This window comes from Streptomyces sp. NPDC097107 (assembly GCF_044762405.1).
Classification (GTDB): domain Bacteria; phylum Actinomycetota; class Actinomycetes; order Streptomycetales; family Streptomycetaceae; genus Streptomyces; species Streptomyces thinghirensis.
In genome coordinates this window covers 126,576-152,790 of sequence record NZ_JBIWEF010000014.1, presented here as the reverse complement: position 1 = coordinate 152,790, position 26,215 = coordinate 126,576, and the positions used below count along the sequence as shown (strand labels likewise).

General features: G+C 70.6%; 23 protein-coding genes and 3 pseudogenes. 7 read left to right on the top strand and 19 right to left on the bottom strand.

Annotated features, from left to right (window positions below; genetic code table 11):
- Positions 1-3: 3 nt before the first annotated feature.
- From nuoL to ACIQ1J_RS29745, 12 genes are read right to left on the bottom strand one after another with little or no spacing between them, the layout of a single operon-like run.
- On the bottom strand, positions 4-1,977 hold the full coding sequence (gene nuoL, locus ACIQ1J_RS29800) for an NADH-quinone oxidoreductase subunit L (RefSeq protein ID WP_210958012.1): 1,974 nt from the start codon (positions 1,975-1,977) through the stop codon (positions 4-6).
- A 15-nt stretch (positions 1,978-1,992) separates the two neighbouring features.
- Complete coding sequence (nuoK, locus tag ACIQ1J_RS29795; RefSeq protein WP_003974374.1) at positions 1,993-2,292, bottom strand: NADH-quinone oxidoreductase subunit NuoK; 300 nt, start codon at positions 2,290-2,292, stop codon at positions 1,993-1,995.
- Positions 2,289-3,146 carry an NADH-quinone oxidoreductase subunit J gene (locus ACIQ1J_RS29790; protein WP_403561642.1) on the bottom strand — a complete coding sequence of 286 codons (858 nt, stop codon included), beginning with the start codon at positions 3,144-3,146 and terminating at the stop codon, positions 2,289-2,291. Before ACIQ1J_RS29790 ends, nuoK begins: the two co-directional genes overlap by 4 nt.
- Positions 3,143-3,784: an NADH-quinone oxidoreductase subunit NuoI gene (nuoI, locus tag ACIQ1J_RS29785; RefSeq protein ID WP_403561640.1), complete on the bottom strand. Its 642-nt coding sequence runs from the start codon at positions 3,782-3,784 to the stop codon at positions 3,143-3,145. The genes ACIQ1J_RS29790 and nuoI overlap by 4 nt, the downstream gene beginning before the upstream one ends.
- Entirely contained in the window at positions 3,777-5,153 is a 1,377-nt protein-coding gene (gene nuoH / locus ACIQ1J_RS29780; protein WP_403561638.1) for an NADH-quinone oxidoreductase subunit NuoH, read from the bottom strand. Before nuoH ends, nuoI begins: the two co-directional genes overlap by 8 nt.
- The gene (locus ACIQ1J_RS29775) at positions 5,150-7,654 is read right to left on the bottom strand and encodes an NADH-quinone oxidoreductase subunit G (RefSeq protein ID WP_403561636.1); all 2,505 of its coding nucleotides are present in this window, start codon (positions 7,652-7,654) and stop codon (positions 5,150-5,152) included. Before ACIQ1J_RS29775 ends, nuoH begins: the two co-directional genes overlap by 4 nt.
- The gene (gene nuoF, locus ACIQ1J_RS29770; RefSeq protein WP_210958017.1) at positions 7,651-9,000 is read right to left on the bottom strand and encodes an NADH-quinone oxidoreductase subunit NuoF; all 1,350 of its coding nucleotides are present in this window, start codon (positions 8,998-9,000) and stop codon (positions 7,651-7,653) included. Before nuoF ends, ACIQ1J_RS29775 begins: the two co-directional genes overlap by 4 nt.
- Positions 8,997-9,869: an NADH-quinone oxidoreductase subunit NuoE gene (gene nuoE, locus ACIQ1J_RS29765; protein WP_403561633.1), complete on the bottom strand. Its 873-nt coding sequence runs from the start codon at positions 9,867-9,869 to the stop codon at positions 8,997-8,999. The genes nuoF and nuoE overlap by 4 nt, the downstream gene beginning before the upstream one ends.
- The gene (locus ACIQ1J_RS29760; RefSeq protein WP_403561631.1) at positions 9,866-11,188 is read right to left on the bottom strand and encodes an NADH-quinone oxidoreductase subunit D; all 1,323 of its coding nucleotides are present in this window, start codon (positions 11,186-11,188) and stop codon (positions 9,866-9,868) included. The genes nuoE and ACIQ1J_RS29760 overlap by 4 nt, the downstream gene beginning before the upstream one ends.
- The gene (locus ACIQ1J_RS29755) at positions 11,185-11,940 is read right to left on the bottom strand and encodes an NADH-quinone oxidoreductase subunit C (RefSeq protein WP_210958020.1); all 756 of its coding nucleotides are present in this window, start codon (positions 11,938-11,940) and stop codon (positions 11,185-11,187) included. Before ACIQ1J_RS29755 ends, ACIQ1J_RS29760 begins: the two co-directional genes overlap by 4 nt.
- A complete protein-coding gene (locus tag ACIQ1J_RS29750) occupies positions 11,937-12,491 on the bottom strand; it encodes an NADH-quinone oxidoreductase subunit B family protein (protein ID WP_018528252.1) in 555 nt (184 codons plus the stop codon). The genes ACIQ1J_RS29755 and ACIQ1J_RS29750 overlap by 4 nt, the downstream gene beginning before the upstream one ends.
- 12 nt (positions 12,492-12,503) lie before the next feature.
- Positions 12,504-12,863 (bottom strand): NADH-quinone oxidoreductase subunit A, encoded by a 360-nt coding sequence (locus ACIQ1J_RS29745; RefSeq protein ID WP_003974383.1) that lies wholly within the window; start codon positions 12,861-12,863, stop codon positions 12,504-12,506.
- Between the two features lie 752 nt (positions 12,864-13,615).
- Between ACIQ1J_RS29745 and ACIQ1J_RS29740 the strand changes: the two genes are divergently transcribed.
- The gene (locus ACIQ1J_RS29740) at positions 13,616-14,455 is read left to right on the top strand and encodes a C40 family peptidase (protein ID WP_403561628.1); all 840 of its coding nucleotides are present in this window, start codon (positions 13,616-13,618) and stop codon (positions 14,453-14,455) included.
- 187 nt (positions 14,456-14,642) lie between these two features.
- A pseudogene (locus ACIQ1J_RS29735) lies at positions 14,643-14,786 on the top strand (peptide deformylase); the annotation flags it as partial.
- A 134-nt stretch (positions 14,787-14,920) separates the two neighbouring features.
- On the opposite strand, the gene ACIQ1J_RS29730 reads toward ACIQ1J_RS29735, so the two are convergent.
- Positions 14,921-16,255 (bottom strand): geranylgeranyl reductase family protein, encoded by a 1,335-nt coding sequence (locus tag ACIQ1J_RS29730; protein WP_210958022.1) that lies wholly within the window; start codon positions 16,253-16,255, stop codon positions 14,921-14,923.
- A 47-nt stretch (positions 16,256-16,302) separates the two neighbouring features.
- Here ACIQ1J_RS29730 and ACIQ1J_RS29725 point away from each other — a divergent pair, with 47 nt between their 5' ends.
- Both ACIQ1J_RS29725 and ACIQ1J_RS29720 read left to right on the top strand, forming a co-directional pair.
- The gene (locus tag ACIQ1J_RS29725) at positions 16,303-16,818 is read left to right on the top strand and encodes a GNAT family N-acetyltransferase (RefSeq protein ID WP_403561626.1); all 516 of its coding nucleotides are present in this window, start codon (positions 16,303-16,305) and stop codon (positions 16,816-16,818) included.
- A 121-nt stretch (positions 16,819-16,939) separates the two neighbouring features.
- Positions 16,940-17,257 (top strand): PASTA domain-containing protein, encoded by a 318-nt coding sequence (locus tag ACIQ1J_RS29720; RefSeq protein ID WP_403561623.1) that lies wholly within the window; start codon positions 16,940-16,942, stop codon positions 17,255-17,257.
- Here ACIQ1J_RS29720 and ACIQ1J_RS29715 read toward each other — a convergent pair.
- Both ACIQ1J_RS29715 and ACIQ1J_RS29710 read right to left on the bottom strand, forming a co-directional pair.
- Positions 17,244-17,939, bottom strand: coding sequence for a demethylmenaquinone methyltransferase (locus ACIQ1J_RS29715; RefSeq protein ID WP_403561621.1), 696 nt, complete (start codon positions 17,937-17,939; stop codon positions 17,244-17,246). The genes ACIQ1J_RS29720 and ACIQ1J_RS29715 overlap by 14 nt on opposite strands.
- Positions 17,936-18,118 (bottom strand): annotated as a pseudogene (locus tag ACIQ1J_RS29710) (acyltransferase); the annotation flags it as partial. The gene ACIQ1J_RS29715 and the pseudogene ACIQ1J_RS29710, both read right to left, overlap by 4 nt.
- Here ACIQ1J_RS29710 and ACIQ1J_RS29705 point away from each other — a divergent pair.
- Positions 18,118-18,378, top strand: a pseudogene (locus ACIQ1J_RS29705) (hydrolase); the annotation flags it as partial. The pseudogenes ACIQ1J_RS29710 and ACIQ1J_RS29705 overlap by 1 nt on opposite strands.
- A gap of 32 nt (positions 18,379-18,410) precedes the next feature.
- Here the strand turns inward: ACIQ1J_RS29705 and ACIQ1J_RS29700 are convergent.
- From ACIQ1J_RS29700 to ACIQ1J_RS29685, 4 genes are all read right to left on the bottom strand, one after another.
- Complete coding sequence (locus ACIQ1J_RS29700) at positions 18,411-19,010, bottom strand: imidazolonepropionase-like domain-containing protein (RefSeq protein ID WP_403561619.1); 600 nt, start codon at positions 19,008-19,010, stop codon at positions 18,411-18,413.
- 7 nt (positions 19,011-19,017) lie between these two features.
- Positions 19,018-20,217, bottom strand: a complete 1,200-nt coding sequence (gene mqnC, locus ACIQ1J_RS29695; RefSeq protein WP_403561617.1) for a cyclic dehypoxanthinyl futalosine synthase — start codon at positions 20,215-20,217, stop codon at positions 19,018-19,020.
- A 78-nt stretch (positions 20,218-20,295) separates the two neighbouring features.
- On the bottom strand, positions 20,296-21,045 hold the full coding sequence (locus ACIQ1J_RS29690) for a prepilin peptidase (RefSeq protein WP_403561701.1): 750 nt from the start codon (positions 21,043-21,045) through the stop codon (positions 20,296-20,298).
- A gap of 50 nt (positions 21,046-21,095) precedes the next feature.
- Entirely contained in the window at positions 21,096-24,104 is a 3,009-nt protein-coding gene (locus ACIQ1J_RS29685; RefSeq protein ID WP_403561615.1) for a BTAD domain-containing putative transcriptional regulator, read from the bottom strand.
- Between the two features lie 323 nt (positions 24,105-24,427).
- On the opposite strand from ACIQ1J_RS29685, the gene ACIQ1J_RS29680 reads away from it, so the two are divergent.
- Together ACIQ1J_RS29680 and ACIQ1J_RS29675 are read left to right on the top strand one after the other, a co-directional pair.
- Complete coding sequence (locus tag ACIQ1J_RS29680; protein ID WP_403561613.1) at positions 24,428-25,084, top strand: hypothetical protein; 657 nt, start codon at positions 24,428-24,430, stop codon at positions 25,082-25,084.
- Positions 25,072-26,187, top strand: a complete 1,116-nt coding sequence (locus ACIQ1J_RS29675; RefSeq protein ID WP_403561611.1) for a hypothetical protein — start codon at positions 25,072-25,074, stop codon at positions 26,185-26,187. The genes ACIQ1J_RS29680 and ACIQ1J_RS29675 overlap by 13 nt, the downstream gene beginning before the upstream one ends.
- The last annotated feature ends 28 nt before the right edge of the window (positions 26,188-26,215 follow it).

The window sequence follows — 26,215 nt, the reverse complement described above, 5'->3', positions numbered from 1 at the left end:
GTATCAGACCGCCCTCATCAGCAGGGTCGCGGCGACGAGGACCGCCGCACCGCCGAACATCGAGACCGCGTACGAGCGCGCGAAGCCGTTCTGCAGCTTGCGCATCCGCCCGGACAGGCCGCCGACCGAGGCCGCCGTGCCGTTGACGACCCCGTCGACCAGGGTGTGGTCGACGTAGACCAGGGAGCGCGTGAGGTGCTCCCCGCCGCGGACCAGGACGACGTGGTTGAAGTCGTCCTGGAGCAGGTCGCGCCGGGCGGCCCGGGTGAGCAGCGACCCGCGCGGGGCGACGGCCGGGACGGGACGGCGGCCGTACTGTGCCCAGGCGGCCGCGACGCCGATCACCATCACGGCGACCGTGGAGATCGTGACCGTCAGGGCGCTGATCGGCGCGTGGCCGTGGTCGTGCCCGGTGATGGGCTCCAGCCAGTGCACGAAGCGGTCGCCGATGCTGAAGAACGCGCCGCCGAACACCGAGCCGACGGCCAGCACGATCATCGGGATCGTCATGCTCTTCGGCGACTCGTGCGGGTGCGGCGGGGTGTACTCGCCGCGCGTCTCGGCGGCCGGCTCCACGTCGGGCTCGGCGGGCGACGGCGTCGGAGCCTTGCGCCAGCGCTCCTCGCCGAAGAACGTCATCAGCATCACGCGCGTCATGTAGTACGCCGTGATGGCCGCGCCCAGCAGGGCCACGCCGCCGAGGATCCAGCCCTCGGTGCCGCCCTTGGCGAACGCCGACTCGATGATCTTGTCCTTGGAGAAGAAGCCGGACAGACCCGGGAAGCCGATGATGGCGAGATAGCCGAGGCCGAAGGTGATGAACGTGACCGGCATGTACTTGCGCAGTCCGCCGTAGCGGCGCATGTCGACCTCGTCGTTCATGCCGTGCATGACCGAGCCGGCGCCGAGGAACAGCCCGGCCTTGAAGAAGCCGTGCGTCACCAGGTGCATGATCGCGAAGACGTAGCCGATCGGGCCGAGACCGGCCGCCAGCACCATGTAGCCGATCTGCGACATGGTCGAGCCGGCCAGCGCCTTCTTGATGTCGTCCTTGGCGCAACCGACGATCGCACCGAACAGCAGCGTGACCGCGCCGACGATGGTGACGACCAACTGCGCGTCGGGCGCGCCGTTGAAGATGGCGCCGGAGCGGACGATCAGGTACACGCCCGCCGTCACCATGGTCGCGGCGTGGATGAGGGCGGAGACCGGAGTCGGGCCCTCCATCGCGTCCCCGAGCCAGGACTGAAGCGGTACCTGGGCGGACTTGCCGCAGGCGGCGAGGAGCAGCATCAGCGCGATCGCGGTGAGCTTGCCCTCGTCCGCCGATCCGGCGAGTCCGGCCTCCCCGTGGCCGCCGAGCACCGGCCCGAAGGCGAAGGTGCCGAACCACAGGAACATCAGCATGATCGCGATCGACAGGCCCATGTCGCCGACGCGGTTGACCAGGAAGGCCTTCTTCGCGGCGGTGGCGGCGCTGGGCTTGTGCTGCCAGAAGCCGATCAGCAGGTAGGAGGCGAGACCGACGCCCTCCCAGCCGACGTAGAGCAGCAGGTAGTTGTCGGCGAGGACGAGCAGCAGCATCGCCGCGAGGAACAGGTTCAGGTAGCCGAAGAAGCGGCGGCGGCGCTCGTCGTGCTCCATGTACGCGATCGAGTACAGATGGATGAGCGAGCCGACGCCGGTGATCAGCAGGACGAACGTCATCGACAACTGGTCGAGGCGGAAGGCGACGTCGGCCTGGAATCCCTCCACCGGGATCCAGCTGAACAGGTGCTGCGTCAGGGTGCGGTCCTCGGCGCCGGCGCCGAGCATGTCGGCGAAGAGGACGGCGCCGATCACGAAGGACGTGGCGGCCAGCACCGTCCCGATCCAATGACCTACGGCGTCCAGTCGGCGTCCGCCGCACAGCAGGACCGCCGCTCCGAGCAAAGGCGCCGCCACCAGCAGCGCAATCAGATTCTCTGCGTTAGTCACGGTTCTAGCGACCCCTCACAGCTTCATCAGGCTGGCGTCGTCGACCGAGGCCGAGTGGCGGGAACGGAACAGGGACACGATGATCGCGAGCCCGACGACGACCTCCGCGGCGGCGACGACCATCGTGAAGAAGGCGATGATCTGGCCGTCGAGATTGCCGTGCATCCGGGAGAAGGCGACGAAGGCGAGGTTGCAGGCGTTGAGCATCAGCTCGATGCACATGAAGACCACGATCGCGTTGCGCCTGATCAGCACGCCGGTGGCGCCGATCGTGAACAACAGGGCCGCGAGGTAGAGGTAGTTGACTGGGTTCACTTCGGCGCCTCCTCGGACCGCTCGGAGTTGCCCGGCTCGACCGCCTTGCGCTCGAGGCGCTCCTCGGCCCGCTGCTCCAGCGCCTTCAGGTCGCCCAGCGCCTGCATCGAGACGTCGCGGATCTGGCCCCGCTCGCGCAGCGTCTTGCTGACGGTGAGTTCGGACGGGGTGCCGTCGGGCAGCAGGCCCGCGATGTCGACCGCGTTGTGCCGGGCGTACACGCCGGGCGCCGGGAGGGGCGGCAGCTGCTTGCCCTCGCGGACGCGCCGCTCGGCCAGCTCGCGCTGGGTCGCCGCCCGTTCGGTGCGTTCGCGGTGGGTGAGGACCATGGCGCCGACGGCGGCCGTGATGAGCAGGGCGCCGGTGATCTCGAAGGCGAACACGTACTTGGTGAAGATGAGGGACGCGATGCCCTCCACGTTGCCGTTCGCGTTCGCCTGGGCCAGGCCGCTGAACTCCGTGACGGACGCGTTGCCGATGCCGGCGATCAGCAGGATGCCGAAGCCGAGCCCGGACAGCAGGGCCAGCCAGCGCTGGCCCTTGATGGTCTCCTTCAGGGAGTCCGCCGCGGTGACACCGACGAGCATCACCACGAAGAGGAACAGCATCATGATCGCGCCGGTGTAGACGATGATCTGCACCACGCCGAGGAAGTAGGCACCGTTGGCGAGGTAGAACACCGCCAGGACGATCATGGTCCCGGCGAGGCAGAGCGCGCTGTGCACGGCCTTCTTCATGAAGACGGTGCACAGGGCGCCGATCACCGCGACCGTGCCGAGGATCCAGAACTGGACGGCCTCTCCGGTGGAGGTGCCGGCGGAGAGAGTCGCTGCGGCGGCGAGCTGCTCGGTCATCGGCGGATCACCTCCTCCGACGCCGGCTCGGTCCCGCCGAAGGTCGAGTCGGCCTCCTGGACGACCTCTCCCTCGGAGTGGGCGACCTGCTGCTCGGTGCCGGGCGCGGCCTCGGTGACCAGACCCCGGTAGTAGTCCTGCTCGTCCGTGCCCGGGTAGATGGCGTGGGGCGAGTCGACCATGCCCTCCTCAAGGCCGGCGAGCAGCTGCTCCTTGGTGAAGATGAGGTTGGCGCGACTGGAGTCGGCCAGCTCGAACTCGTTGGTCATCGTCAGCGCGCGCGTGGGGCACGCCTCGATGCACAGGCCGCACAGGATGCAGCGGGCGTAGTTGATCTGGTAGACGCGGCCGTACCGCTCGCCCGGCGAGTAGCGCTCCTCGTCGGTGTTGTCCGCGCCTTCCACATAGATGGCGTCGGCCGGGCATGCCCAGGCGCACAGCTCACACCCGACGCACTTCTCCAGGCCGTCCGGATGGCGGTTGAGCTGGTGCCGTCCGTGGAAGCGCGGGGCAGTGGTCTTCTGCTGCTCCGGATACTGCTCCGTCAGCCGCTTCTTGAACATGGCCTTGAAGGTCACGCCGAAGCCGGCCACGGGGTTCATGAAACCGGGGTCGGTCTCCTTGGGTTCCTCAGTCATCGGACGCCTCCTTTCCATCCGTCGATCCGCTCAGAGGTCCGTCACTCCGAGTATCGGTCCCACCACTGACAATCAGCTCCCGCTCCCGGCGCGGGCGGCGTCGCGGCACCGGCGGCAACTCCTGTCCGGGCATCGGTGGTACGGGGAACCCGCCGGCCATCGGGTCGAAGGCGGCCGGCTCCTCGACCGGGACCGCGGCCTGCTTGCCCTTGTCGCGGTACATGTCCACGACGAAGGACAACAGCAGCAGGACCAGGACGCCGCCGCCGATGTAGAAGGCGATGTCGGCGAAGCCGTAGTTCTCGTTCCTGAGGGCCCGCACGGTCGCGACCAGCATCAGCCAGACCAGCGAGACCGGGATCAGGACCTTCCAGCCGAGCTTCATCAGCTGGTCGTAGCGGACTCGGGGAAGCGTGCCGCGCAGCCAGATGAAGAAGAACAGGAGCAACTGGACCTTGAGTACGAACCAGAGCAGCGGCCACCAGCCGTGGTTGGCGCCCTCCCAGAAGGTGCTGATCGGCCAGGGAGCCCGCCAGCCGCCGAGGAAGAGCGTGATGGCGACCGCCGACACCGTCACCATGTTCACGTACTCGGCGAGCATGAACATCGCGAACTTGATCGACGAGTACTCGGTGTTGAAGCCACCCACGAGGTCGCCCTCGGACTCGGGCATGTCGAAGGGGGCGCGGTTGGTCTCGCCGACCATGGTGACGATGTAGATGATGAAGGAGACCGGCAGCAGCACGATGTACCAGCGGTCGTTCTGCTGCTCGACGATCGCCGAGGTCGACATCGACCCCGAGTAGAGGAACACCGAGGCGAAGGCGGCGCCCATCGCGATCTCGTAAGAGATCATCTGCGCGCAGGAGCGCAGCCCGCCGAGCAGCGGATAGGTCGAGCCGGAGCTCCAGCCTGCCAGCACCATTCCGTAGATGCCGATCGAGGCGACCGCGAGGATGTACAGCAGCGCGATCGGCAGGTCGGTGAGCTGCATGGTGGTGCGCTGGCCGAAGATCGAGACCTCGTTGCCGGCCGGCCCGAAGGGGATCACCGCGATCGCCATGAAGGCCGGGATGGCCGCGACGATCGGCGCGAGGACGTACACCACCTTGTCGGCGCGCTTGACGATGACGTCTTCCTTGAGCATCAGTTTGATGCCGTCGGCGAGCGACTGGAGCATGCCCCAGGGGCCGTGCCGGTTCGGGCCGACGCGCAGCTGCATCCAGGCGACGACCTTGCGCTCCCACACGATGGCGAACAGCACGGTCACCATCAGGAAGGCGAAGCAGAACACCGCCTTGATGATCACCAGCCACCAGGGGTCGGTGCCGAACATCGAGAGGTCTTCAGCGGCGAGGTACGGGCTCATGCCTCCACCTCCTTGGGGGCTACGCCCGCGAGCGTCGCCGGTCCGATGCGGACGAGGGTTCCGGGCAGCACCCCGGCGTCGGAGGCGACGCCGGTGCCGGCCGAGTTCAGCGGGAGCCAGACCACCCGGTCGGGCATCTCGGTGATCTGCACCGGGAGTTCGACGACCCCGGCGGGACCGGTCACGGCCAGGAGGTCGCCGTCCTTGACGCCCGCCTCGGCGGCCGTGGCGGCCGACACGCGCGCGCGTGCGGCATGCCGGGTGCCGGCGAGTGCCTCGTCGCCCTGCTGGAGGAGGCCCTGGTCGAGCAGCAGCCGGTGCCCGGCCAGTACGGCCTCTCCGGCGGCCGGCCGCGGCAGCGCGTTCGCGGTCCCCAGCGGTTCGCCGGCCCGCGGCCCGTCCCAGACGCCGAGCCGGTCGATCTCCGCGCGCGTGGTGCGCAGATCCGGCAGGCCCAGGTGGACGTCCATGGCGTCGGCCAGCATCTGGAGTACGCGGGCGTCGGCGGGCGCGAGTCGGCGGGTCATCTGATCGGGCTTGAGCGCCGCCTCGAAGAGGCGCGCCCTGCCCTCCCAGTTCAGGAAGGTCCCGGCCTTCTCGGCGACCGCGGCGACGGGCAGGACGACGTCGGCGAGTTCGGTGACCTCGCTGGGCCGCAGCTCCAACGACACCACGAAGCCCGCCTCGGCGAGTGCCGCACGCGCGCGTGCCGGATCGGGCAGGTCGGCGACCTCGACGCCCGCCACCAGCAGGGCCTGGAGCTCGCCCCGGGCCGCGGCCTCGACGATCTCGCCGGTGTCGCGGCCGTAGCGGTGCGGCAGGTCGGCCAGGCCCCAGACGGCGGCGACCTCCTCACGCGCGCGCGGGTCGGTCGCCGGGCGCCCGCCCGGCAGCAGCGACGGCAGCGCACCCGCCTCGATCGCGCCGCGCTCCCCGGCCCGGCGCGGAATCCACACCAGCCGGGCGCCGGTCGCGGAGGCGGTCCGTACGGCGGAGGTGAGGCCACCGGCCACGGACGCCAGGCGCTCGCCGACGACGATCACGGCACCCTCGGCGCGCAGCGCCTCGGCGGCCTGGGCACCACCGGTCTCCAGGCCGACGCCGCTCGCGAGCGCGTCCAGCCACTCGGTCTCGGTGCCGGGAGCGGCGGGCAGCAGCGTGCCACCGGCCTTCTCCAGGCCCCTCGTGGCGTGCGTGGCCAGCGAGAAGACCTTCTGCCCGTGCCCGCGCCAGGCCTTGCGCAGCCGCAGGAAGACGCCGGGCGCCTCCTCCTCCGCCTCGAACCCGACCAGCAGGACGGCGGGCGCCTTCTCCAGCGCGGTGTACGTGACCCCCGTGCCCCCAAGGTCCCGGCCGCGTCCGGCGACCCGGGAAGCCAGGAAGTCCGCCTCCTCGGTGCTGTGCACGCGCGCGCGGAAGTCGATGTCGTTGGTGTCCAGCGCCACGCGCGCGAACTTGCTGTACGCGTAGGCGTCCTCCACCGTGAGCCGCCCGCCGGTCAGGACACCGGTCCGGCCCTTCGAGGCGAGCAGCCCCTGCGCGGCGATCTGCAGGGCCTCCGGCCAGGAGGCCGGCTCCAGCTCGCCCTCGGCGTTGCGCACCAGGGGTGTGGTCAGCCGGTCCCGCTGCTGCGCGTACCGGAACGCGAAGCGCCCCTTGTCGCAGATCCACTCCTCGTTGACCTCGGGATCGTCGGCCGCGAGGCGCCGCATGACCTTGCCGCGCCGGTGGTCGGTGCGGGTCGCGCAGCCGCCGGAGCAGTGCTCGCAGACGGACGGCGAGGAGATCAGGTCGAAGGGGCGGGAGCGGAACCGGTACGCCGCCGAGGTGAGCGCGCCGACCGGGCAGATCTGGATGGTGTTGCCGGAGAAGTACGACTCGAAGGGGTCGCCCTCCCCGGTGCCGACCTGCTGGAGCGCGCCCCGCTCGATCAGCTCGATCATCGGGTCGCCCGCGATCTGGTTGGAGAACCGGGTGCAGCGGGCGCACAGCACGCACCGCTCGCGGTCGAGCAGCACCTGGGTGGAGATCGGTACGGGCTTCTCGTAGGTCCGCTTCTTTCCCTCGAAGCGGGAGTCGGACTGGCCGTGCGACATGGCCTGGTTCTGCAGCGGGCACTCGCCGCCCTTGTCGCAGACCGGGCAGTCCAGCGGGTGGTTGATGAGCAGCAGCTCCATCACACCGTGCTGGGCCTTTTCGGCGACGGGCGAGGTGAGGTGCGTCTTCACCACCATGCCGTCGGTGCAGGTGATGGTGCACGACGCCATGGGCTTGCGCTGGCCCTCTACCTCGACGATGCACTGGCGGCAGGCACCGGCCGGTTCGAGGAGGGGGTGGTCGCAGAACCGGGGGATCTCGATGCCGAGCTGTTCGGCGGCCCGGATGACCAGGGTGCCCTTGGGCACGCTGATCTCGGCGCCGTCGATCGATAGCGAGACGAGGTCCTCCGGCGGGACCGCCGCCTCTCCCCCGCCCGAGGGAGCATTGGTGGTCACGGTCATGCGTTCACCTCCGTGCGGTCGGCCCAGGCCGTGGACTTGGCCGGGTCGAAGGGGCAGCCGCGGCCCGTGATGTGCTGCTCGTACTCGCCGCGGAAGTACTTGAGCGAGGAGAAGATCGGCGAGGCGGCACCGTCGCCGAGGGCACAGAAGGACTTGCCGTTGATGTTGTCGGCGATGTCGTTCAGCTTGTCGAGATCGCTCATCGAGCCCTTGCCGGCCTCGATGTCGCGCAGCAACTGGACGAGCCAGTACGTGCCTTCACGGCACGGCGTGCACTTGCCGCAGGACTCGTGCGCGTAGAACTCGGTCCAGCGGGTGACGGCCCGCACGACGCAGGTGGTCTCGTCGAAGCACTGGAGTGCCTTCGTGCCGAGCATGGAACCCGCGGCGCCCACTCCCTCGTAGTCGAGAGGGACGTCGAGGTGCTCGTCGGTGAACATCGGCGTCGAGGAGCCGCCGGGTGTCCAGAACTTCAGCCGGTGACCGGGGCGCATGCCGCCGCTCATGTCGAGGAGCTGGCGCAGCGTGATGCCGAGCGGGGCCTCGTACTGGCCGGGGCCCGCGACGTGACCGCTGAGGGAGTAGAGCGTGAAGCCCGGGGACTTCTCGCTGCCCATCGACCTGAACCAGTCCTTGCCCTTGTTCAGGATGGCGGGAACCGATGCGATCGACTCGACGTTATTCACCACAGTCGGGCAGGCATAGAGGCCTGCCACAGCAGGGAAGGGGGGACGGAGCCGCGGTTGACCCCGGCGGCCTTCGAGCGAGTCGAGCAGTGCGGTCTCCTCACCGCAGATGTACGCGCCCGCGCCCGCGTGCACGGTGAGTGTGAGGTCGAGTCCACTGCCCAGGATGTTCTCGCCGAGGAAGCCGGCCGCGTAGGCCTCGCGCACGGCCTCGTGCAACCGCCTCAGCACTGGGACGACTTCACCACGCAGGTAGATGAAGGCATGCGAAGACCTGATGGCGTAACACGCGATGACGATGCCCTCGATGAGGCTGTGCGGGTTCGCGAAGAGGAGCGGGATGTCCTTGCAGGTCCCCGGCTCCGACTCGTCGGCGTTGACAACCAGATAGTGAGGCTTGCCGTCCCCCTGGGGAATGAACTGCCACTTCATCCCCGTCGGGAAGCCCGCGCCGCCGCGTCCGCGCAGACCGGAGTCCTTGACGTACGCGATCAGGTCGTCCGGCGACATCGCCAGCGCCTTGCGGAGCCCCTCGTACCCCTCGTGCCTCCGGTAGACGTCCAGAGTCCAGGACTCGTCCTCGTCCCAGAAGGCCGACAGCACGGGTGCGAGCAGCTTCTCCGGGCTGGTGCCCTTGATCTCGGCTGCCACGGTCATCACTCCCCCTCCTCGGCGGTAGGCCCTGCCGGGTTGGCAGGGTCGGAGGCCGATGTGTCCTGCGGCGCGTCGTGCGAGCTCAGGTGTTCCGTCGGGGACGGGTCGTGCACGGCCCGGTCCTGCGGCCCGTCGTGCGGTCCGCCGTCCCGCGGGTGCACCACGCGCGCGGCGGACGTCTCACCCTTGGCCAGCTTCAGGCCGGCCAGGGAGGCGGGACCCGCGCTGCCGCCGGCCGCGACGGCGCCGTCCCGCTCGTCGGGGAAGCCCGCCAGGATCCGGGCGGTCTCCTTGAAGGTGCAGATCGGCGCACCGCGCGTGGGCGTCACCGGCCGTCCCGCGCGCAGGTCGTCGACGAGGCGACGGGCGCTCGCGGGGGTCTGGTCGTCGAAGAACTCCCAGTTGACCATCACGACCGGTGCGAAGTCGCAGGCCGCGTTGCACTCGATGTGCTCCAGGGTGACCTTGCCGTCCTCCGTGGTCTCGCCGTTGCCGACGCCGAGGTGCTCCTGGAGGGACTCGAAGATCGCGTCGCCGCCCATGACCGCGCACAGCGTGTTGGTGCAGACACCGACCTGGTAGTCGCCGCTCGGCCTGCGCCGGTACATGGTGTAGAAGGTGGCGACCGCGGTGACCTCGGCCGTGGTCAGGTCCAGCATGTCCGCGCAGAACCGCATGCCGGTGCGCGTGACGTGCCCCTCCTGGGACTGCACGAGGTGCAGCAGCGGCAGGAGGGCGGACCGGGAGTCCGGGTAGCGGGCGATGATCTCGCGCGCGTCGGTCTCCAGCCGGGCCCGGACGTCGTCCGGGTAGGCGGGCGCGGGCAGTTCCGGCATGCCCAGGCTGACGCCCCGCTCCGAAGAAGAGGTGGTCACCGGTCGACGCCTCCCATCACGGGGTCGAGGGACGCCACGGCGACGATGACATCGGCGACCTGGCCGCCCTCGCACATCGCCGCCATGGCCTGCAGGTTGGTGAAGGACGGGTCACGGAAGTGGACCCGGAAGGGGCGGGTGCCGCCGTCGGAGACGACGTGCACTCCGAGTTCGCCCTTGGGCGATTCCACCGCCGCGTAGGTCTGGCCCGGCGGCACGCGGAAGCCCTCGGTGACCAGCTTGAAGTGGTGGATCAGGGCCTCCATGGAGGTGCCCATGATCTTCTTGATGTGGTCGAGGGAGTTGCCCAGTCCGTCCGGTCCCAGGGCGAGCTGGGCGGGCCAGGCGATCTTCTTGTCGGCGACCATGACCGGGCCGGGCTGGAGCCGGTCCAGGCACTGCTCGACGATCCGGAGCGACTGGCGCATTTCCTCCAGCCGGATCAGGAAGCGGCCGTAGGCGTCGCAGGTGTCGGCGGTCGGGACGTCGAAGTCGTACGTCTCGTAGCCGCAGTACGGCTGGGCCTTGCGCAGGTCGTGCGGCAGGCCGGTGGACCGCAGGACCGGACCGGTGGCGCCGAGGGCCATGCAGCCGGCCAGGTCGAGATGGCCGACGTCCTGCATGCGAGCCTTGAAGATGGGGTTCCCGGTGGCGAGCTTGTCGTACTCCGGGAGGTTCTTCCTCATCTTCTTCACGAACTCGCGGATGTGGTCCACCGCGCCGGGCGGCAGGTCCTGGGCGAGTCCGCCCGGGCGGATGAACGCGTGGTTCATCCGCAGGCCGGTGATCAGCTCGTAGATGTCGAGAACGAGTTCACGATCACGGAAGCCGTAGATCATGATCGTGGTGGCGCCGAGTTCCATGCCGCCGGTGGCGATGCACACCAGGTGGGAGGAGAGCCGGTTCAGCTCCATCAGCAGGACCCGGATGATCGTGGCCCGGTCCGGGATCTCGTCCTCGATGCCGAGCAGCTTCTCGACGCCCAGGCAGTACGCCGTCTCGTTGAAGAACGACGTCAGGTAGTCCATGCGCGTCACGAACGTGGTGCCCTGCGTCCAGGTCCGGTACTCGAGGTTCTTCTCGATGCCGGTGTGCAGGTAGCCGATGCCGCAGCGGGCCTCGGTGACCGTCTCGCCGTCGATCTCCAGGATCAGGCGGAGCACGCCGTGCGTGGACGGATGCTGCGGACCCATGTTGACGACGATGCGCTCGTCGTCGGCGCGGGCCGCGGACTGGACGACCTCGTCCCAGTCGCCGCCGGTGACCGTGTAGACGGTGCCCTCGGTGGTCTCGCGAGGGGATGCGTGCGAAGTACTCACGAGTACGACCTCCGCTGGTCCGGAGCCGGGATCTGGGCGCCCTTGTACTCGACGGGGATGCCGCCGAGGGGGTAGTCCTTGCGCTGCGGGAAGCCCTGCCAGTCGTCCGGCATCATGATCCGCGTCAGCGCCGGGTGATCGTCGAAGACGATGCCGAAGAAGTCGTACGTCTCGCGCTCGTGCCAGTCGTTCGTCGGATAGACGACAACCAGCGACGGGATGTGCGGGTCGCCGTCGGGCGCGCTGACTTCGAGGCGGATCAGCCGGTTGTGGGTGATCGAGCGCAGGTGGTAGACGGCGTGCAGTTCGCGGCCCTTGTCGTGCGGGTAGTGGACGCCGCTGACTCCGGTGCAGAGTTCGAAGCGCAGGGCCGGGTCGTCGCGCAGGGTGCGGGCGACGCGGACCAGGTGCTCGCGCTCGATGTGGAAGGTCAGCTCGTCGCGGTCGACGACCGTCTTCTCGATGGCGTTGCCGGGCAGGAGTCCCTGCTCCTCGAGCGCGCCCTCGAGTTCGTCGGCGACCTCGTCGAACCAACCGCCGTACGGCCTGCTCGCCGGCCCGGGGAGCCGGACGGAGCGGACCAGCCCGCCGTAGCCGGAGGTGTCGCCGCCGTTGTTGGCGCCGAACATTCCGCGCTGGACGCGGATCTCCTCACCGCCCTGACCGCGCTGGCCGGGGAGGTTCTCCGCGGACAGGTCCTTCTCGGGGTTCACCCCGTTCGCGTCACCTGCCGTGTTGTTCGCGTCGCTCACCGCAGCAGCCCCTTCATCTCGATCGTGGGCAGGGCCTTGAGCGCCGCTTCCTCCGCCTCCCGGGCCGCCTCCTCGGCGTTCACTCCGAGCTTGGAGCTCTGGATCTTCTGGTGGAGCTTGAGGATGGCGTCCATCAGCATCTCGGGCCGCGGCGGGCAGCCGGGGAGATAGATGTCGACCGGGACGATGTGGTCGACGCCCTGGACGATCGCGTAGTTGTTGAACATGCCGCCCGAGGAGGCGCAGACCCCCATGGAGATCACCCACTTCGGGTTCGGCATCTGGTCGTAGACCTGCCGCAGCACCGGCGCCATCTTCTGGCTGACCCGGCCCGCGACGATCATCAGGTCCGCCTGCCGCGGCGATCCGCGGAAGACCTCCATGCCGAAGCGCGCCAGGTCGTAGCGGCCGGCGCCGGTGGTCATCATCTCGATGGCACAGCAGGCGAGGCCGAACGTGGCGGGGAAGACGGACGACTTGCGCACCCAGCCCGCGGCCTGCTCGACGGTGGTCAGCAGGAAGCCGCTCGGCAGTTTTTCTTCGAGTCCCATGTCAAAGGCCCCTCAGTCCCATTCCAGGCCGCCGCGCCGCCATACGTACGCGTACGCGACGAAGACGGTGAGCACGAAGAGCAGCATCTCCACGAGCCCGAAAATCCCCAGGGCGTCGAAGGTGACGGCCCAGGGGTAGAGGAAGACGATCTCGATATCGAAGATGATGAAGAGCATCGCCGTCAGGTAGTACTTGATGGGGAAGCGCCCGCCGCCGGCCGGCGTGGGGGTCGGCTCGATGCCGCACTCGTAGGCCTCGAGCTTCGCCCGGTTGTACCGCTTCGGACCGATCAGCGTGGCCATGACCACGGAGAAGATCGCAAAGCCTGCCCCGAGGGCTCCCAGTACGAGGATGGGCGCATAGGCGTTCACCGCTCCTCGCTCCTCTCAGTCGGCACTGACTGCTGGCGGTTGCACTGGACTCACAGCCGCCCCAACAGCCACACGAGCTCCGCTCGTAACGACGAAGATCGCGAACATGTGAAGCAGGTCACAAGCCCAACTGCCTCGCATCCTATGCCTGCCACTCTGTGATCTGCGACACGGGGTATTGCACAAGCTTTGTGATCTCCACCACCTGACGAACGATCATGAAGTCGGATGAGCGGTGATCTTCACACAAGAAGCGTTCAGGTGATCACCAGAGGTGACATTTTCGCTCGTCGCCGCTGGCCAGAGGCTGCGAGTGGCGGGCGTCTCAATATCAAGATGGTTCTCGTGCATGCAAATTGGTGCCGGACGCGAAGCCTTGATAGAGGACGCGTTCACACATCAGGGGGAGGGCGCGGTGCGATGTGGACACGTGCACGCGTTCACGAGCGCCGCGAAGCCGGTCGCGCGCCGCGGACGCGGCCGGCGGGGCAACCGTTCCGTGACCTGCGCCACATCCATGAGAGACGTCTGAGAACCGGGCTTGGCCAACTGCCCCAACGAGTGGTAAGCGCGGGGCAATTCGGGCGTAACGATCAAAGTGCGTGATCACAGGCCGGTTACGGGCCGTCCGCAATGTCCGTTAGGGCGTCAATAAGGAGCGACACGCCCGGGATTCGAGGCCCGATTGAACAACTGTGGCGCAGCCCACGTTTCTTGAAGGTATGGAGGAGCTCCTGATACCGGTTGTCCCTATGTCCCACACCGCTCACATACGCAGCCACCGGAAACCCCGCCGCAGCGCGTCGACCATCGCGATGCGGGCCGGAGTTGCCGGTGGCGTCCTCAGCACCCTGGCAGTGGCCGGGGCATCGGGTTCGGCCAACGCGGCCGAACCGGTGACGCAGACCCTCGAACTGCCCACCCTGACGGCCGACCTGGCCGCTCAGGTCGCCCAGTCCGCGGACGTCACGCAGCAGGCGGCCGCGAGCTACGAGCTGCAGGCCGAGCGTGACGCGGCCGCCGCGAAGGCCGCCAAGGAAGCCAAGGCCGACCTCGCCGAGGCCAAGAAGAAGGCCGCGGAGGAGAAGGAGAAGGCTGCGGAGGCCGCGCGCAAGGCGGCCGCCGAGCGCGCCTCGCGCAGCGCCGAGCGCGCCACCCTGAGCGCCTCGGCGGACACCGGGTCCTCCGACAGCTCGGGCAGCAGCGCCGGCAGCAGCACGTCCACGTCCACGGCCACCGGTTCGGCCGCCGCGGTCGTCGCCTTCGTGCAGTCCCAGGTCGGCGACGCCTACGTCTCCGGCGGCACCGGCCCCAACTCGTGGGACTGCTCCGGTCTGGTGCAGGCCGCCTTCAAGTCGGTCGGCGTCGACCTGCCGCGCGTCTCCCAGTCCCAGTCGACCGCCGGCACCCAGGTGGGACTGAGCAACCTCCAGCCGGGCGACATCCTGTACTGGGGCGGCGCGGGCAGCGCGTACCACGTGGGCGTCTACGTCGGCGACGGCATGTTCGTCGGCGCGCAGAACTCCTCCACCGGCGTCGTCAAGGCGTCGCTGGACTACGACCCGCCGAGCGGCGCGGTGCGCGTGCTCTAGGACGCGCACACGCGACGCACGCACGCGACGCACACACGCACGCGGCGCACACGCGCCCGGGCTCCGGCGGAGCCCGGGTACGACTCACGCGGGGCCGCAGCCGCTCGGGGCTGCGGCCCCGCGGGCGCTCCTGACATGGTCGTGGTCGGGCCGGATCCCCACCGGCCCGACCACGAGCCGAAGCAACTTCGCGCGCTGCCTCGCCCACGGGAGCGACCACGCGAACGGGCACGTCCACCTGGACCGGCTCTCCGCGCGCGACCGCAGGGCGGCACTGCGGCAGTCGGCGGACCGGCGCGCGGAGGTCCTCGCACGCTGGGCCGCCAACGCCCGGACCGCCAACGCCCGGGCCCTCGAAGTCGACGGGGACTCCGGCGGCCTCACCGGGCCCCGGCGCCGACCGGGGCCGCGAGGCCCGTCACGCCTTCTGGGCGACCTCGCTCAGTCCGTTGAGCGCGAGGCCCGTCACGCCTTAGGCGCGACCTTGCTCAGTCCGTTGATGATGCGGTCCATCGCGTCGCCGCCCGTCGGGTCGGTCAGGTTGGCGAGCATCTTGAGGGTGAACTTCATCAGGATGGGGTGGGTGAGGCCGCGCTGGGTCGCGATCTGCATGACCTTCGGGTTGCCGATGAGCTTCACGAAGGCGCGGCCCAGGTTGTAGTAGCCGCCGTAGGTGTCCTTCAGGACGCGCGGGTAGCGCTGGAGGGCGATCTCACGCTGGGACGGCGTGGCCCGCGCGTGGGCCTGGACGATGACGTCGGCGGCGATCTGACCGGACTCCATGGCGTAGGCGATGCCCTCGCCGTTGAAGGGGTTCACCAGGCCGCCGGCGTCGCCGACGAGCAGCAGGCCCTTGGTGTAGTGGGGCTGGCGGTTGAAGGCCATGGGCAGGGCGGCACCGCGGATCGGGCCGGTCATGTTGTCCGGGGTGTAGCCCCAGTCCTCCGGCATGGACGCGCACCAGGCCTTCAGGACCTCGCGCCAGTCGAGTTCCTTGAAGGAGTCGGAGGTGTTCAGCACCCCCAGGCCGACGTTAGAGGTGCCGTCTCCCATGCCGAAGATCCAGCCGTAGCCCGGCAGGAGGCGGTCCTGGGCGCCGCGGCGGTCCCACAGCTCCAGCCAGGACTCCAGGTAGTCGTCGTCGTGGCGGGGCGAGGTGAAGTACGTGCGGACCGCGACGCCCATCGGACGGTCCTCGCGGCGGTGCAGGCCCATCGCCAGGGACAGCCGCGTGGAGTTGCCGTCGGCGGCCACGACCAGCGGCGCGTGGAAGGTGACCTCGCGCTTCTCCTCCCCCAGCTTGGCGTGCACGCCGGTGATGCGGCCGGTGCGGTCGTCGACGACCGGGGCGCCGACGTTGCAGCGCTCGTAGAGGCGGGCGCCGGCCTTCTGGGCCTGCCGGGCGAGCTGCTCGTCGAAGTCGTCGCGCTTGCGGACGAGTCCGTAGTCCGGGAAGGAGGCCAGATCCGGCCAGTCCAGCTGGAGGCGGGAGCCGCCGCCGATGATGCGCAGGCCCTTGTTGCGCAGCCAGCCGGCCTCCTCGGAGATGTCGATGCCCATCGCCACGAGCTGCTTGGTCGCGCGCGGGGTGAGCCCGTCGCCGCAGACCTTCTCCCGCGGGAAGGCGGTCTTCTCCAGCAGGAGGACGTCGAGCCCGGCCTTGGCCAGGTAGTACGCGGTCGTGGAGCCGGCTGGCCCCGCGCCCACGACGATCACATCGGCGGTGTTGTCGGAGAGGGGCTCGGTCACGGCGGGATCTCCCCAGGTTCGAAAATCTGCGTGCCGACGGGCACTGGACATGGGCAGTCTATTCAGCGTCACCGATCACCCGGCTGAAGGGCTGCCCAGTGAACCGAGCTTCCCCCGTTGTACGGTTGCGCGTCCCCACCGACGAGGACGCCGTCGCCTGGCACCGGGTCTTCGACGACCCGGACGTCATGGAGTTCCACGGCGAGAGGTCCGCGGAGCTGTCCGTGTACGAGGAACTCACCGCCCGCCAGCGCCGGCACGACGCCGAGCACGGCTTCTGCCTGTGGACCATGGTGGACGGGGACGGCCGGGTCATCGGCTTCACCGGCGCCCAGCCGTGGCCGCGGGACTGGGGCCCCAGGGGCGACATCGAGATCGGCTGGCGCCTGGGGCGGGCGCACTGGGGCAAGGGGTACGTCACGGCGGCGGCCCGGCAGACCCTGGAACGGGTGCGGGCGGCGGGTGTGGCGGAGGTGGTCGCGATGGTCGACGCGCGCAACACCCGGTCCATCGCGGTCACGGAGCGGCTGGGCATGCGGCTCGACGAGGTCTTCACGACCCCGGTCTCGCAGCAACGGGGGCACTGCTACCGACTCCCCCTGCAAGGAAAGTGACGGAAAGTAACTGCCTGTCACAGTAAGCCACTCGGTGCTTCCCGGCAGTGCCCCGCGGAGCTACTCTGCCGGGTACCGCTGGGGGGTGACGTCCGTGCGCCTGGTACCCGGGAGAGCCGATGTGCGCGTACCGCGCCTGGTCGGCCTGATGGCCGTCGACGCGCGGGAGGCGGCCCGGGCGCGGGGCCTGTCCCTGCACGCGCCGGACCGGCCCGATCTCCACCTCGCCGTCGTCGACTACGTCGTACGCCAGTACCCGCAGCCCGGCGCCCACGTGCCGCGGGAGTCACAGGTGTGCGTGTGGTTCGACTTCGGGGAGGGCGAGGGCGGCGGGGGCATCCGGGAGCCGCGGGTGCCGGGTCCGCCCCGGGGCGGGCCCCGGCGGGAGCCGGCCGAGCCGGGCGAGCCGCCCCGTCGCGAGGTCCTCAGCCCTCCTTGAACCCCCGGTGCAGCGCCACCACGCCGCCCGTCAGGTTCCGGTAAGCCACCCGGGACCAGCCGGCCTTGCCCAGCCGCTGAGCGAGCGCCGGCTGGTCGGGCCAGGCGCGGATGGACTCGGCGAGGTAGACGTACGCGTCGGGGTTGGACGACACCGCGCGGGCCACCGGCGGCAGGGCCCGCATCAGGTACTCGGTGTAGACGGTCCGGAAGGGCGTCCAGGTCGGGTGCGAGAACTCGCAGATGACGACCCGGCCGCCGGGCCGCGTCACCCGGTACATCTCGCGCAGCGCGGCGTCCGTGTCCTGTACGTTGCGCAGCCCGAAGGAGATGGTGACCGCGTCGAAGGTGTCGTCCTGGAACGGCAGCCGGGTCGCGTCGCCCGCGGTGAACGGCAGCCAGGAGTGCCGCTCCTTGCCGACCTGGAGCATGCCGAGGGAGAAGTCGCAGGGGACGACGTAGGCGCCGGTGCGGGCGAAGGGCAGGGAGGAGGTCGCGGTGCCGGCCGCGAGGTCGAGGACCTTCTGCGCGGGACGGGCGTCGACGGCTCTGGCGACCTCCTTGCGCCACACCCGGTCCTGGCCGAGCGAGAGCACGGCGTTCGTCAGGTCGTACCGTTCCGCGACGTGGTCGAACATCGAGGCGACTTCGTGCGGCTGCTTGTTCAGGGAAGCGCGGGTCACGGGCCCATTGTTGCAGCACGGGCCCACGTCAGCAGGCGCGGCCTCTTCCGCGCGGCGACGTCCTCCACCCATCCGAACAGCAGCACGAACGCCAAGATCAGGGCCCGGCCCACCCCCAGCAGGAACCACTGGCTGTCCAGCGGCAGGTACGCCTCGAAGGCGGGCACCTCCCGGAACCGAGGTCTTCGGGACGTCGGACGCGGACGCCTGGCGGGGCATGGCGCTCACCTCGATGCCCGGTGTCAACGACGTCGCCGGCGAGACGTTCACACTCGCGGACGCGACGGAGGTGCGCGCGTTCGCCGAGGAGAAGGGCATCGCGTGGGTCTCGGCCCGGGCCGCCTTCCGGGACGAGCGGTGCGCCGAGGACGCGTCGGCCACCGACGCGCTCACCACGTGCGGCGGCGTGCGGCAGGAGGACGGGGCGTTCGGCGCGTCGGCCCGTCGGGCGGGCCCCGTGGGACCGCGCGCTCAGCGCCCCCGGTACACCAGGCGGCCGCCCACGACGGTGGCCACGCACGTGGACGCGCCGTCCCGCACGAGCGCGGCCCGGTCGGGTACGTCGAACACCGCGAACCTGGCGGGCTTCCCGGCGGCGAGTGCGGGAAGCAGCACCAGCGGGGCCGGCGAGAAGGACGCGGGCCCGGGCAGGGTGGCCGGACGCGCCGCCACGGCGAGCCCCGCTCCGCGCACCGCGTCCAGGGCCGCCCGGCCCCGCAGCTCTCCGGCGACGGCGACCGTTCCGTGCGCCAGCATGCGTTGTACTCCCCGGCGCGCGCTGGCGCCCCGCGCGGACGCGTGCGCACCGAGGAGGGCGAGCGCGCGCTCCCCGAAGATCGGCTCGGTGCCCAGCCGGTCCGCCTCACGCGGGTCGGGGTGGTAGGCCTGCTCCAGCAGTTCCGAGCCGTACGGGTTGAGCAGTCCGGGCGTCAGGATGCCGGGCCAGCGGCGCACCCGCGCCCGCGGGTGGTCGGCGGCCAGTGCCTCGTACGGGCCGACGGCGGCGAGACGCGCGCCGTCGACCACGACGGCCGTCTCGGGCGAGGCTTCGCAGGTGTGGATCGTCAGCACGGCGGCCTCAGTTGGAGGCGAGCAGCTTCAGTTCCGGATGGGCCGTGCCGCCCTCGATGGCCGTGGACGAGATGTGGGACACGACGCGCTCGTCGACGGGGTCGTTCGCCGGGTCGTCGTGCACGACGAGGTGCTCGTACGTCGTGGCGCGCTGCGCCGGGACGCGTCCCGCCTTGCGGATCAGGTCGATGATCTCCAGCCGGTTGGAGCGGTGCTTGGCACCGGCCGACGACACGACGTTCTCCTCCAGCATGATCGAGCCGAGGTCGTCGGCGCCGTAGTGCAGGGAGAGCTGGCCGACCTCCTTGCCCGTCGTGAGCCAGGAGCCCTGGATGTGGGCGACGTTGTCCATGAACAGCCGGGCGATGGCGATCATCCGCAGGTACTCGAAGAGCGTGGCCTGCGTGCGGCCCTTCAGGTGGTTGTTCTCGGGCTGGTAGGTGTACGGGATGAAGGCGCGGAAGCCGCCGGTGCGGTCCTGCACGTCCCGGATCATGCGCAGGTGCTCGATGCGCTCGGCGTTGGTCTCGCCGGTGCCCATGAGCATGGTGGAGGTCGACTCGACACCCAGCCGGTGCGCGATCTCCATGATCTCCAGCCAGCGCTCGCCGGACTCCTTGAGCGGCGCGATGGCCTTGCGCGGCCGCTCGGGCAGCAGTTCGGCGCCGGCCCCGGCGAAGGAGTCGAGCCCGGCCGCGTGGATGCGCTGGATCGCCTCCTCGGCCGACACCTTCGAGATCCGCGCCATGTGCTCGACCTCGCTCGCCCCCAGGCTGTGGATGACGAGCTGCGGGAACTCCTTCTTGATGGCGGCGAAGTGGTGCTCGTAGTACTCGACGCCGTAGTCCGGGTGGTGGCCGCCCTGGAACATGATCTGCGTGCCGCCCAGCTCGACGGTCTCCGCGCAGCGGCGCAGGATGTCGTCGAGGTCGCGGGTCCAGCCCTTGGCGGCGTCCTTGGGGGCGGCGTAGAAGGCGCAGAACTTGCACGCCGTGACGCACACGTTCGTGTAGTTGATGTTGCGCTCGATGATGTACGTGGCGATGTGCTCGGTACCGGCGTACCTGCGCCTGCGTACGGCGTCGGCGGCGGCGCCCAGCGCGTGCAGCGGGGCGTCGCGGTAGAGGACGAGCGCCTCCTCGGGGGTGATCCGCCCACCGGCGGCGGCGCGGTCGAGGATGGGCTGAAGGTCGGCCTTCTCGGTCACCGGCGTCCCTTTCGCAGAGTTCGTAAGGGTTGTGGACGGACCCGCCCAGCGTACGCCAGGCCTTTCACGGGTCGGTGCTCAGGCCGCGTAGGCCCCCGCGAGGACGCCGAGGAAGGCGCCCGCGATCAGGAACGGACCGAACGGGATGGCCGTCTTTCGCCCCGCCCGCCGGGCGACGACGAGGGCGCCGCCGTAGAGCGCGCCGAGCAGGAACCCGGCGAAGGTGCCGAGCATCACCGTCGGCCAGCCGTACCAGCCGAGGACCGCACCGGCCGTGAGGGCCAGTTTCACGTCGCCGAAGCCCATGCCGGCCGGGTTGATGAGGAACAGCACGAAGTAGCCGGCGCCGAGGGCGAGGGCGCCCAGCAGGGCGGTGGTCCACTCCCCGGCGTGCTCGGGCACGAGGGCGGTGAGGCCGAGGAGGACGAGCGCGGTGCCGGCGAGGGGCAGGGTGAGGGGGTCGGGCAGCCGCCGTACCCGGAGGTCGACGACCGCGAGGAGCACGCCGGCCGGGGCGAGCAGCAGCCAGACCGCCAACTCGGGGCGCGTCCCGGTGGCAGCGGCGAGGGCGGCGCAGACGAGGGCGGTGACGGTGGCGGGTACGGCGGTGCCGGGGCCCTGGAAGGCCGCCCCGGCACCGCACTGACCGCACCGCGCTCGCCCGAGCCAGCCCCGGACGGGATGCGCGCCGCCCGGGCACCGCTCGCGCCACGCCTCCCCCGAGGGGGCGGAGAACCGGTAGGCCGCGCGCGGCAGCAGCGCGCCGGCCGCCGCACCCCAGAGCGCGGCGGCCGGGACGATCAGAACGATCAGGAGATCGACGTTCATCGCGAGATCGGTGTTCACCAGGAGATGCATGGTCACCGGGAGATCCATGGTCACCCGGCGGCGGCGACGCCGTCGCGCCAGGTCGGCAGCAGCTCGTCGAGCAGTGCCTCGGTGCGCGGCGGCAGGCCGCGCGCACCGCTGCGGCCCATGAGGTCGGCCGCGAGCGTGTGGAGCCGGCCGGTGTCGTCGGTGGCGTGCGTGGCGCGCAGCAGTTCGTGCCACAGGCGCTCGTCGGCGGGGGCGGTGCGCAGCGCCGCGTTCAGCGCCTCGATGGCCTTCTCCGCGCGGTTCCTCTCCAGGTGGAACTCGGAGAGCGCCAGGCCGGTGTCCGCGACGAGCAGCGGAAGCTGGGCGTCGATGATCTCGTGGGTGAGCCAGCGGTAGCGGCCCGCGGGCCGGTCGGCGAGCAGCGGCCCGCGCACCAGCACCAGCGCGTCGGTGAGCAGCCGTCCGCGCACCTGGCGGCTGTCGACGCCCCGGCCCTGCGTGGCCTCGTAGTAGAGGGAGCGCAGCACGTCGAGGTCGGAGACGACGGACTTGGCGAGCGTGAGACGTCCGCCGGCGCCGGTGCCGAGCCTCGGCGTGCCGTCGGGGTCGGTGCCCAGCCAGGCCCGCAACCGCTCCAGCAGCGCGTCGCGCACGTCCTCCGTCACGCCGCGGGGCCACAGCGCGGAGGCCAGCACGCGCGGATGGACGCCCTCGCGGTGCAGCAGGAGCAGCGCCAGCGCCTCGTGGAGCTGGGCGCTGCGGTCGCCGTCGGGCGCGTCCAGGCCGATGATCTCGTACGCCCCGACGAGGCGGGCGTACACCGCGGGCCGCCCCTGCTCGCTGACGTCGACGAGGAACGGCGGGGTGTTGGCCGGCCCGCCGGGCCCGCGTTCGGGGTCGGCGTCGGTGAACAGTTCGACGACGGCCCGCTGCTGCGCGACCGGCAGCAACTGGGCCTCCAGCTCCAGTCCGAGGAGCGGCGCGAGCAGCCGGCCCTCGCCGGTGATCTCCATCTCCCAGGCGGCGCCGGGCAGATCGGTGCCCTCGGTGCCGACGAGGTAGCCGATACCGAGACGGCCGGCGTCGGCTGCGAGTTCCGCGAGCCGCAGGGCGTCCTCGTCGGACGGCTGGGCGGCGAGCAGGACGAGGTGCGGCGCCCAACGCGTGTGCTGGGCGGGCCCGGTACGGCCGGTGAGTACGGAGTCGTGCCCGGCGGCCCCCAGCGCGCCGCGCCGCTGCCGGGTCTCGGCGGACATGGTCTCGAAGAGGTCCTCGAACCCGTCGAGATGGCGGATCCGGTTGGGCGCGAGGGGCGTGAGGTCGTCGCCGAACCCGACGAGCGTGATGGTCATACGGTCCGACCAGCCGTTGGTGGCCAGTTCTGCGGCGACCGACGCGAACACGGCGGCCCGGTCGGCCTCCGTACCGCTGAGCGAGACGAGGCCGGGCACGGCCTCCAGGTTGAGCAGCAGCCGGGAGTCGTCCATGGTGCCGAGGCTGACGAGACCCGGGTACGGCGCGGCCGTGTCGGCGTCCTCGTACCCCTCGGCGTCGGCGCGGGCCAGCATCCAGAAGGTCTGGTCCTGCCCGAGCTGCCAGGGTGTCGGCGGCTTGCCGGCCGGCTGGGCGAGCTGGAGGTGCAGGTCGCCGTTGCCGCTCATCCACGCCGCGTACACGACGGGCAGCGACCGCGACTCGGCGGCGAGTGCGGCGGCCAGTCCGCGCAGTGACCGGTCCAGCAGGCGTACGCCTTCGGGGTCGGCGCCGACGAGCAGCGCGTCCTGCGCGTCCTGGGCGTCGCCGGTCGGCGTCGGCGGCTCCATGCCGCGCCGTCCGCCGCCGCTGCCGAGCGCCGACTGCCACAGTGCCTGCCGGCGCCGGCGGCCGAGGGCGCCGAGGAGACCGGCGGCGAGGAGAGGCGCGGCGAGGAGGGCCTCGGGGAGCCCGAAGGAGCGCCCGGACTGTTCGGCGGGGGTGGCGTGCTGCCGGCCGGTGTCGGGTGCGGGAGCCGGGGTCGCGGGCGTGACGGGGTTGGCGGGGCCGGGCGCGGGCCGCTGCTCGGGCAGGGAGACCTGGGCGTCACCGCTGCCCTCGGCTCCGCCCCCGGTGCCGGCTCCGCCGCTGCCCTGCGCCTGGTCACCGGTCTGCGCGTAGTCGCTGATTTGCTGCTGCACCGGCTCGGAGACGTTCGGCGCCTCGCCGGGCAGCTCGACGAGCTCGCCGCCGCGGGCGTCACCGGGCATCTCCATGATCCACCCGGGCCGGATCAGGGACGCCTCGGAGAGCTTGGACCCGTCCGGCTGCACGCGGTCCTTGTTGAGCTCGAAGATCTCCTTGTACCTGCGCCCGTCACCGAGGTGCCGGTCGGCGATCTCCCAGAGGGAGTCGTGGTGGCGTCCCTCGGGCGGCTGGATCCGGTAGTACTTCGTGTCGCCGTGCGCGGCGGAGCCGCCGTCGGCACGGGCCGCGGCCTGCCCGGCCTGCTCGGCGAGGGCGTTCGCCGTACTGGCGGCCTGCTCCTGCTGCTGGGCGAAGAGTCCCGGCGTCTGCTGGGCGGCGGCGACGGACGGCTGCTGGTTCCCCTCCAGGCTCTGCCCGAGCTGCGACAGCCCCGGCGTGAGGCTGGCCGCGGTGGCGCCGACGAGCAGCAGGGCCGCGACGAGCTGCCGGGCGAGCAGCTGACTGGGCCCGGACCCGGGCACCCGCCCCGGCACCCCGACGCCGGACAGCGCGGCCTTGACCTCGACGAGCACGCAGGCGGTGAACTGCGCCCACGCGAACCAGACGACGACGGTCAGGATGCTCAGGAAGGTGTCGACGGTGATCTCACGCTGGAGCCAGTCGAGGCCGGGCATGCCGTCCGGCAGGGGCCAGCCGATCTGGGTAGCCAGCGCGAGGGGCACCCCGACGAGCAGCACGAGCAGCACCACGAAGGCGAGGAATGCCTTGACGAAGTCCCCGAACGACCGCCGCCGCACCCGCACCGGTTGGGGCGTCCGGTTCCTCGGAGCCGGCGAACTTCCCGTCGCGCCCGTCGAGCTTGACGGGCTGGTGGTGCGGCGTCGAGGCATGGCGGGTTTCCCGGGTCGTGTGTCGTGGGTGGGCGTGTGCGGGGTGTATGTGGACGCGTACGGAGGCCGGCCGGAGCGTCCGGTACGAGGGGTGTGCTGGGTGTGCCGAGCCTACAGAGATCTTATGGACTCACACCGACACCGTCGAAGGCCCACCGCGGGAGGCCCTCACACCCCCCGCCCCCTTCACGGCCTTTGCCCCACAACGCCGGCCGCCCCTTCACGCCCCCCACACAATCCCCAGAAACCGCCCAGGGCCCCTGCCCCTCCCCCTGATAGCTTCGTTCCCTGTCGCACACGCCGTACCCCGGGGGGAACCAACCGTGGCCCGCAGCGCCCTCACGACCACCGCCGCCGCCTTCACCGCGACAGCGGCCCTGCTCCTGACCGCCTGCGGCGGAGGCGGCGACGACGCGTCTTCGGACGACATCAAGGGGGCGGGGACGGGCAGCCCGTCGGCTACAGCATCCGCGCCGGACGCGAACCGGCCCGACGTACGCCTGCCCGAGGATCTGGAGCTGGTCTTCGACTTCGAGAAGCCCTCGGACGTGGATGCCGCTGCCGCACTGGCCGATGCCGCCAACTACATCAGAGCGTTGAACCACGGCATCACTGAGCAGAACGCGAAGGACCCGGCGTACCGCTTCTACTCGGCGGCCGGGGCCGCTCGGTACGCCGAGTCGCAGATCAAGGAGTACGTGGACGGCGGCTGGACCCTCACGGGTGAGGACCGTTACTACCAGGCCGAGACCAGCCCGGCCGGCGAGGCCGAGAAGGCCAAGACGATCCTCGTCACGTTCTGCGAGGACCAGTCCAAGGCCTATGGCAAGGAAGTGAAAACCGGGAAGGTGCACCGCACCGAGGAGAGCCTGGCCAGTTACCAGAAGTTCAGCATCCTCATGGCGTCCCAGCAGGACTCACCGGTGTGGCGAGCTCAGCAGATCACCGTCGAGGGGAAGGCCGCGGAATGCCGAGGCTGATCGCCCCCGGACGCGCGAAGTGGGCCGTCGCGCTGACCGCGGGTTCCCTGCTGTGGGCTGCGGGGGTGGCGCACGCCGACAAGCCCGTGGGCGGCAGCACTCAGCCAACGGGCGGCAGCGACGAACAGCAGGGCGACCGCAACGGCAGCACGCTGCTCGCCTCGGTCTCCCAGTCCAGGATCCAGGTCACCCACCCCGACGGCCGTACCGGGAGCGGCTCCATGGAGGACCTGACCTCGGTCGACCCGAACTGGGAGCCGCCCGCATGCTGGTACGAGCCGGTGTTCAGCCCGGAGGAACTCAAGTCCGCGGTCGGGAACCTGGAGAAGGACGGCGGCCTGGGTGCCGTCAACGCGCACGAGTGGTGGACCTCGGGCATCTTCGTGGACCACTACGAAGAGGGCGAGGGCCAGGACAACTTCGACATCAACTCGTCCACGAACAGCACCGCCAAGGGCTACAAGGACTACAACGTCGGCAAGGACGGGATGTTCTGGCGCAGCGTGGTTCGCAAGGGCCACGAGCACGACCCCAAGGCCTGGGACTGCGGCCGCATCATGTTCTGGCAGGACGCCGGCACGATCCCGGACGACGAGCACGCGCCCACTCCCGAGACGCTCGCCGCCTACGCGTACGACCAGATCGACGTACCAAAGACCGAGGTCGAGCTCAAGCCCGCGGCCAAGTCCACCGTCAACCTCCCCACCTGGGTCTGGCTGGACAAGGGCACCTTCAAGGAGGTCAAGGTCCGCGCCGAACTGCCCGACACGGGCCTGTGGGCCGAGACGACCGCGAAGCCCGTCGCCCTCCACCTGGAGCCCGGCACGGACGACGCGGAGACCTTCCCCGCCTCCGGCGACTGCGAGATCAACCCCGACGGCTCCATCGGCACGCCGTACACGAAGGGCAGGGCCGACGAGACCCCGCCCTGCGGCATCCGCTACCTCCGCGCGTCGAACGGGGAGCCGTACCAGCTGAAGGCATCGGTCACCTGGGAGATCTCCTGGGAGGGCAACGGCGGAGCCGCGGGCGACCTGCCGGACGGCACCTTCGAGACGACGCAGGACATGGAAGTCCAGGAGATCCAGTCCATCAACCGCTGAACAGGTCCTCGGCCCGGTCCACCGTCAT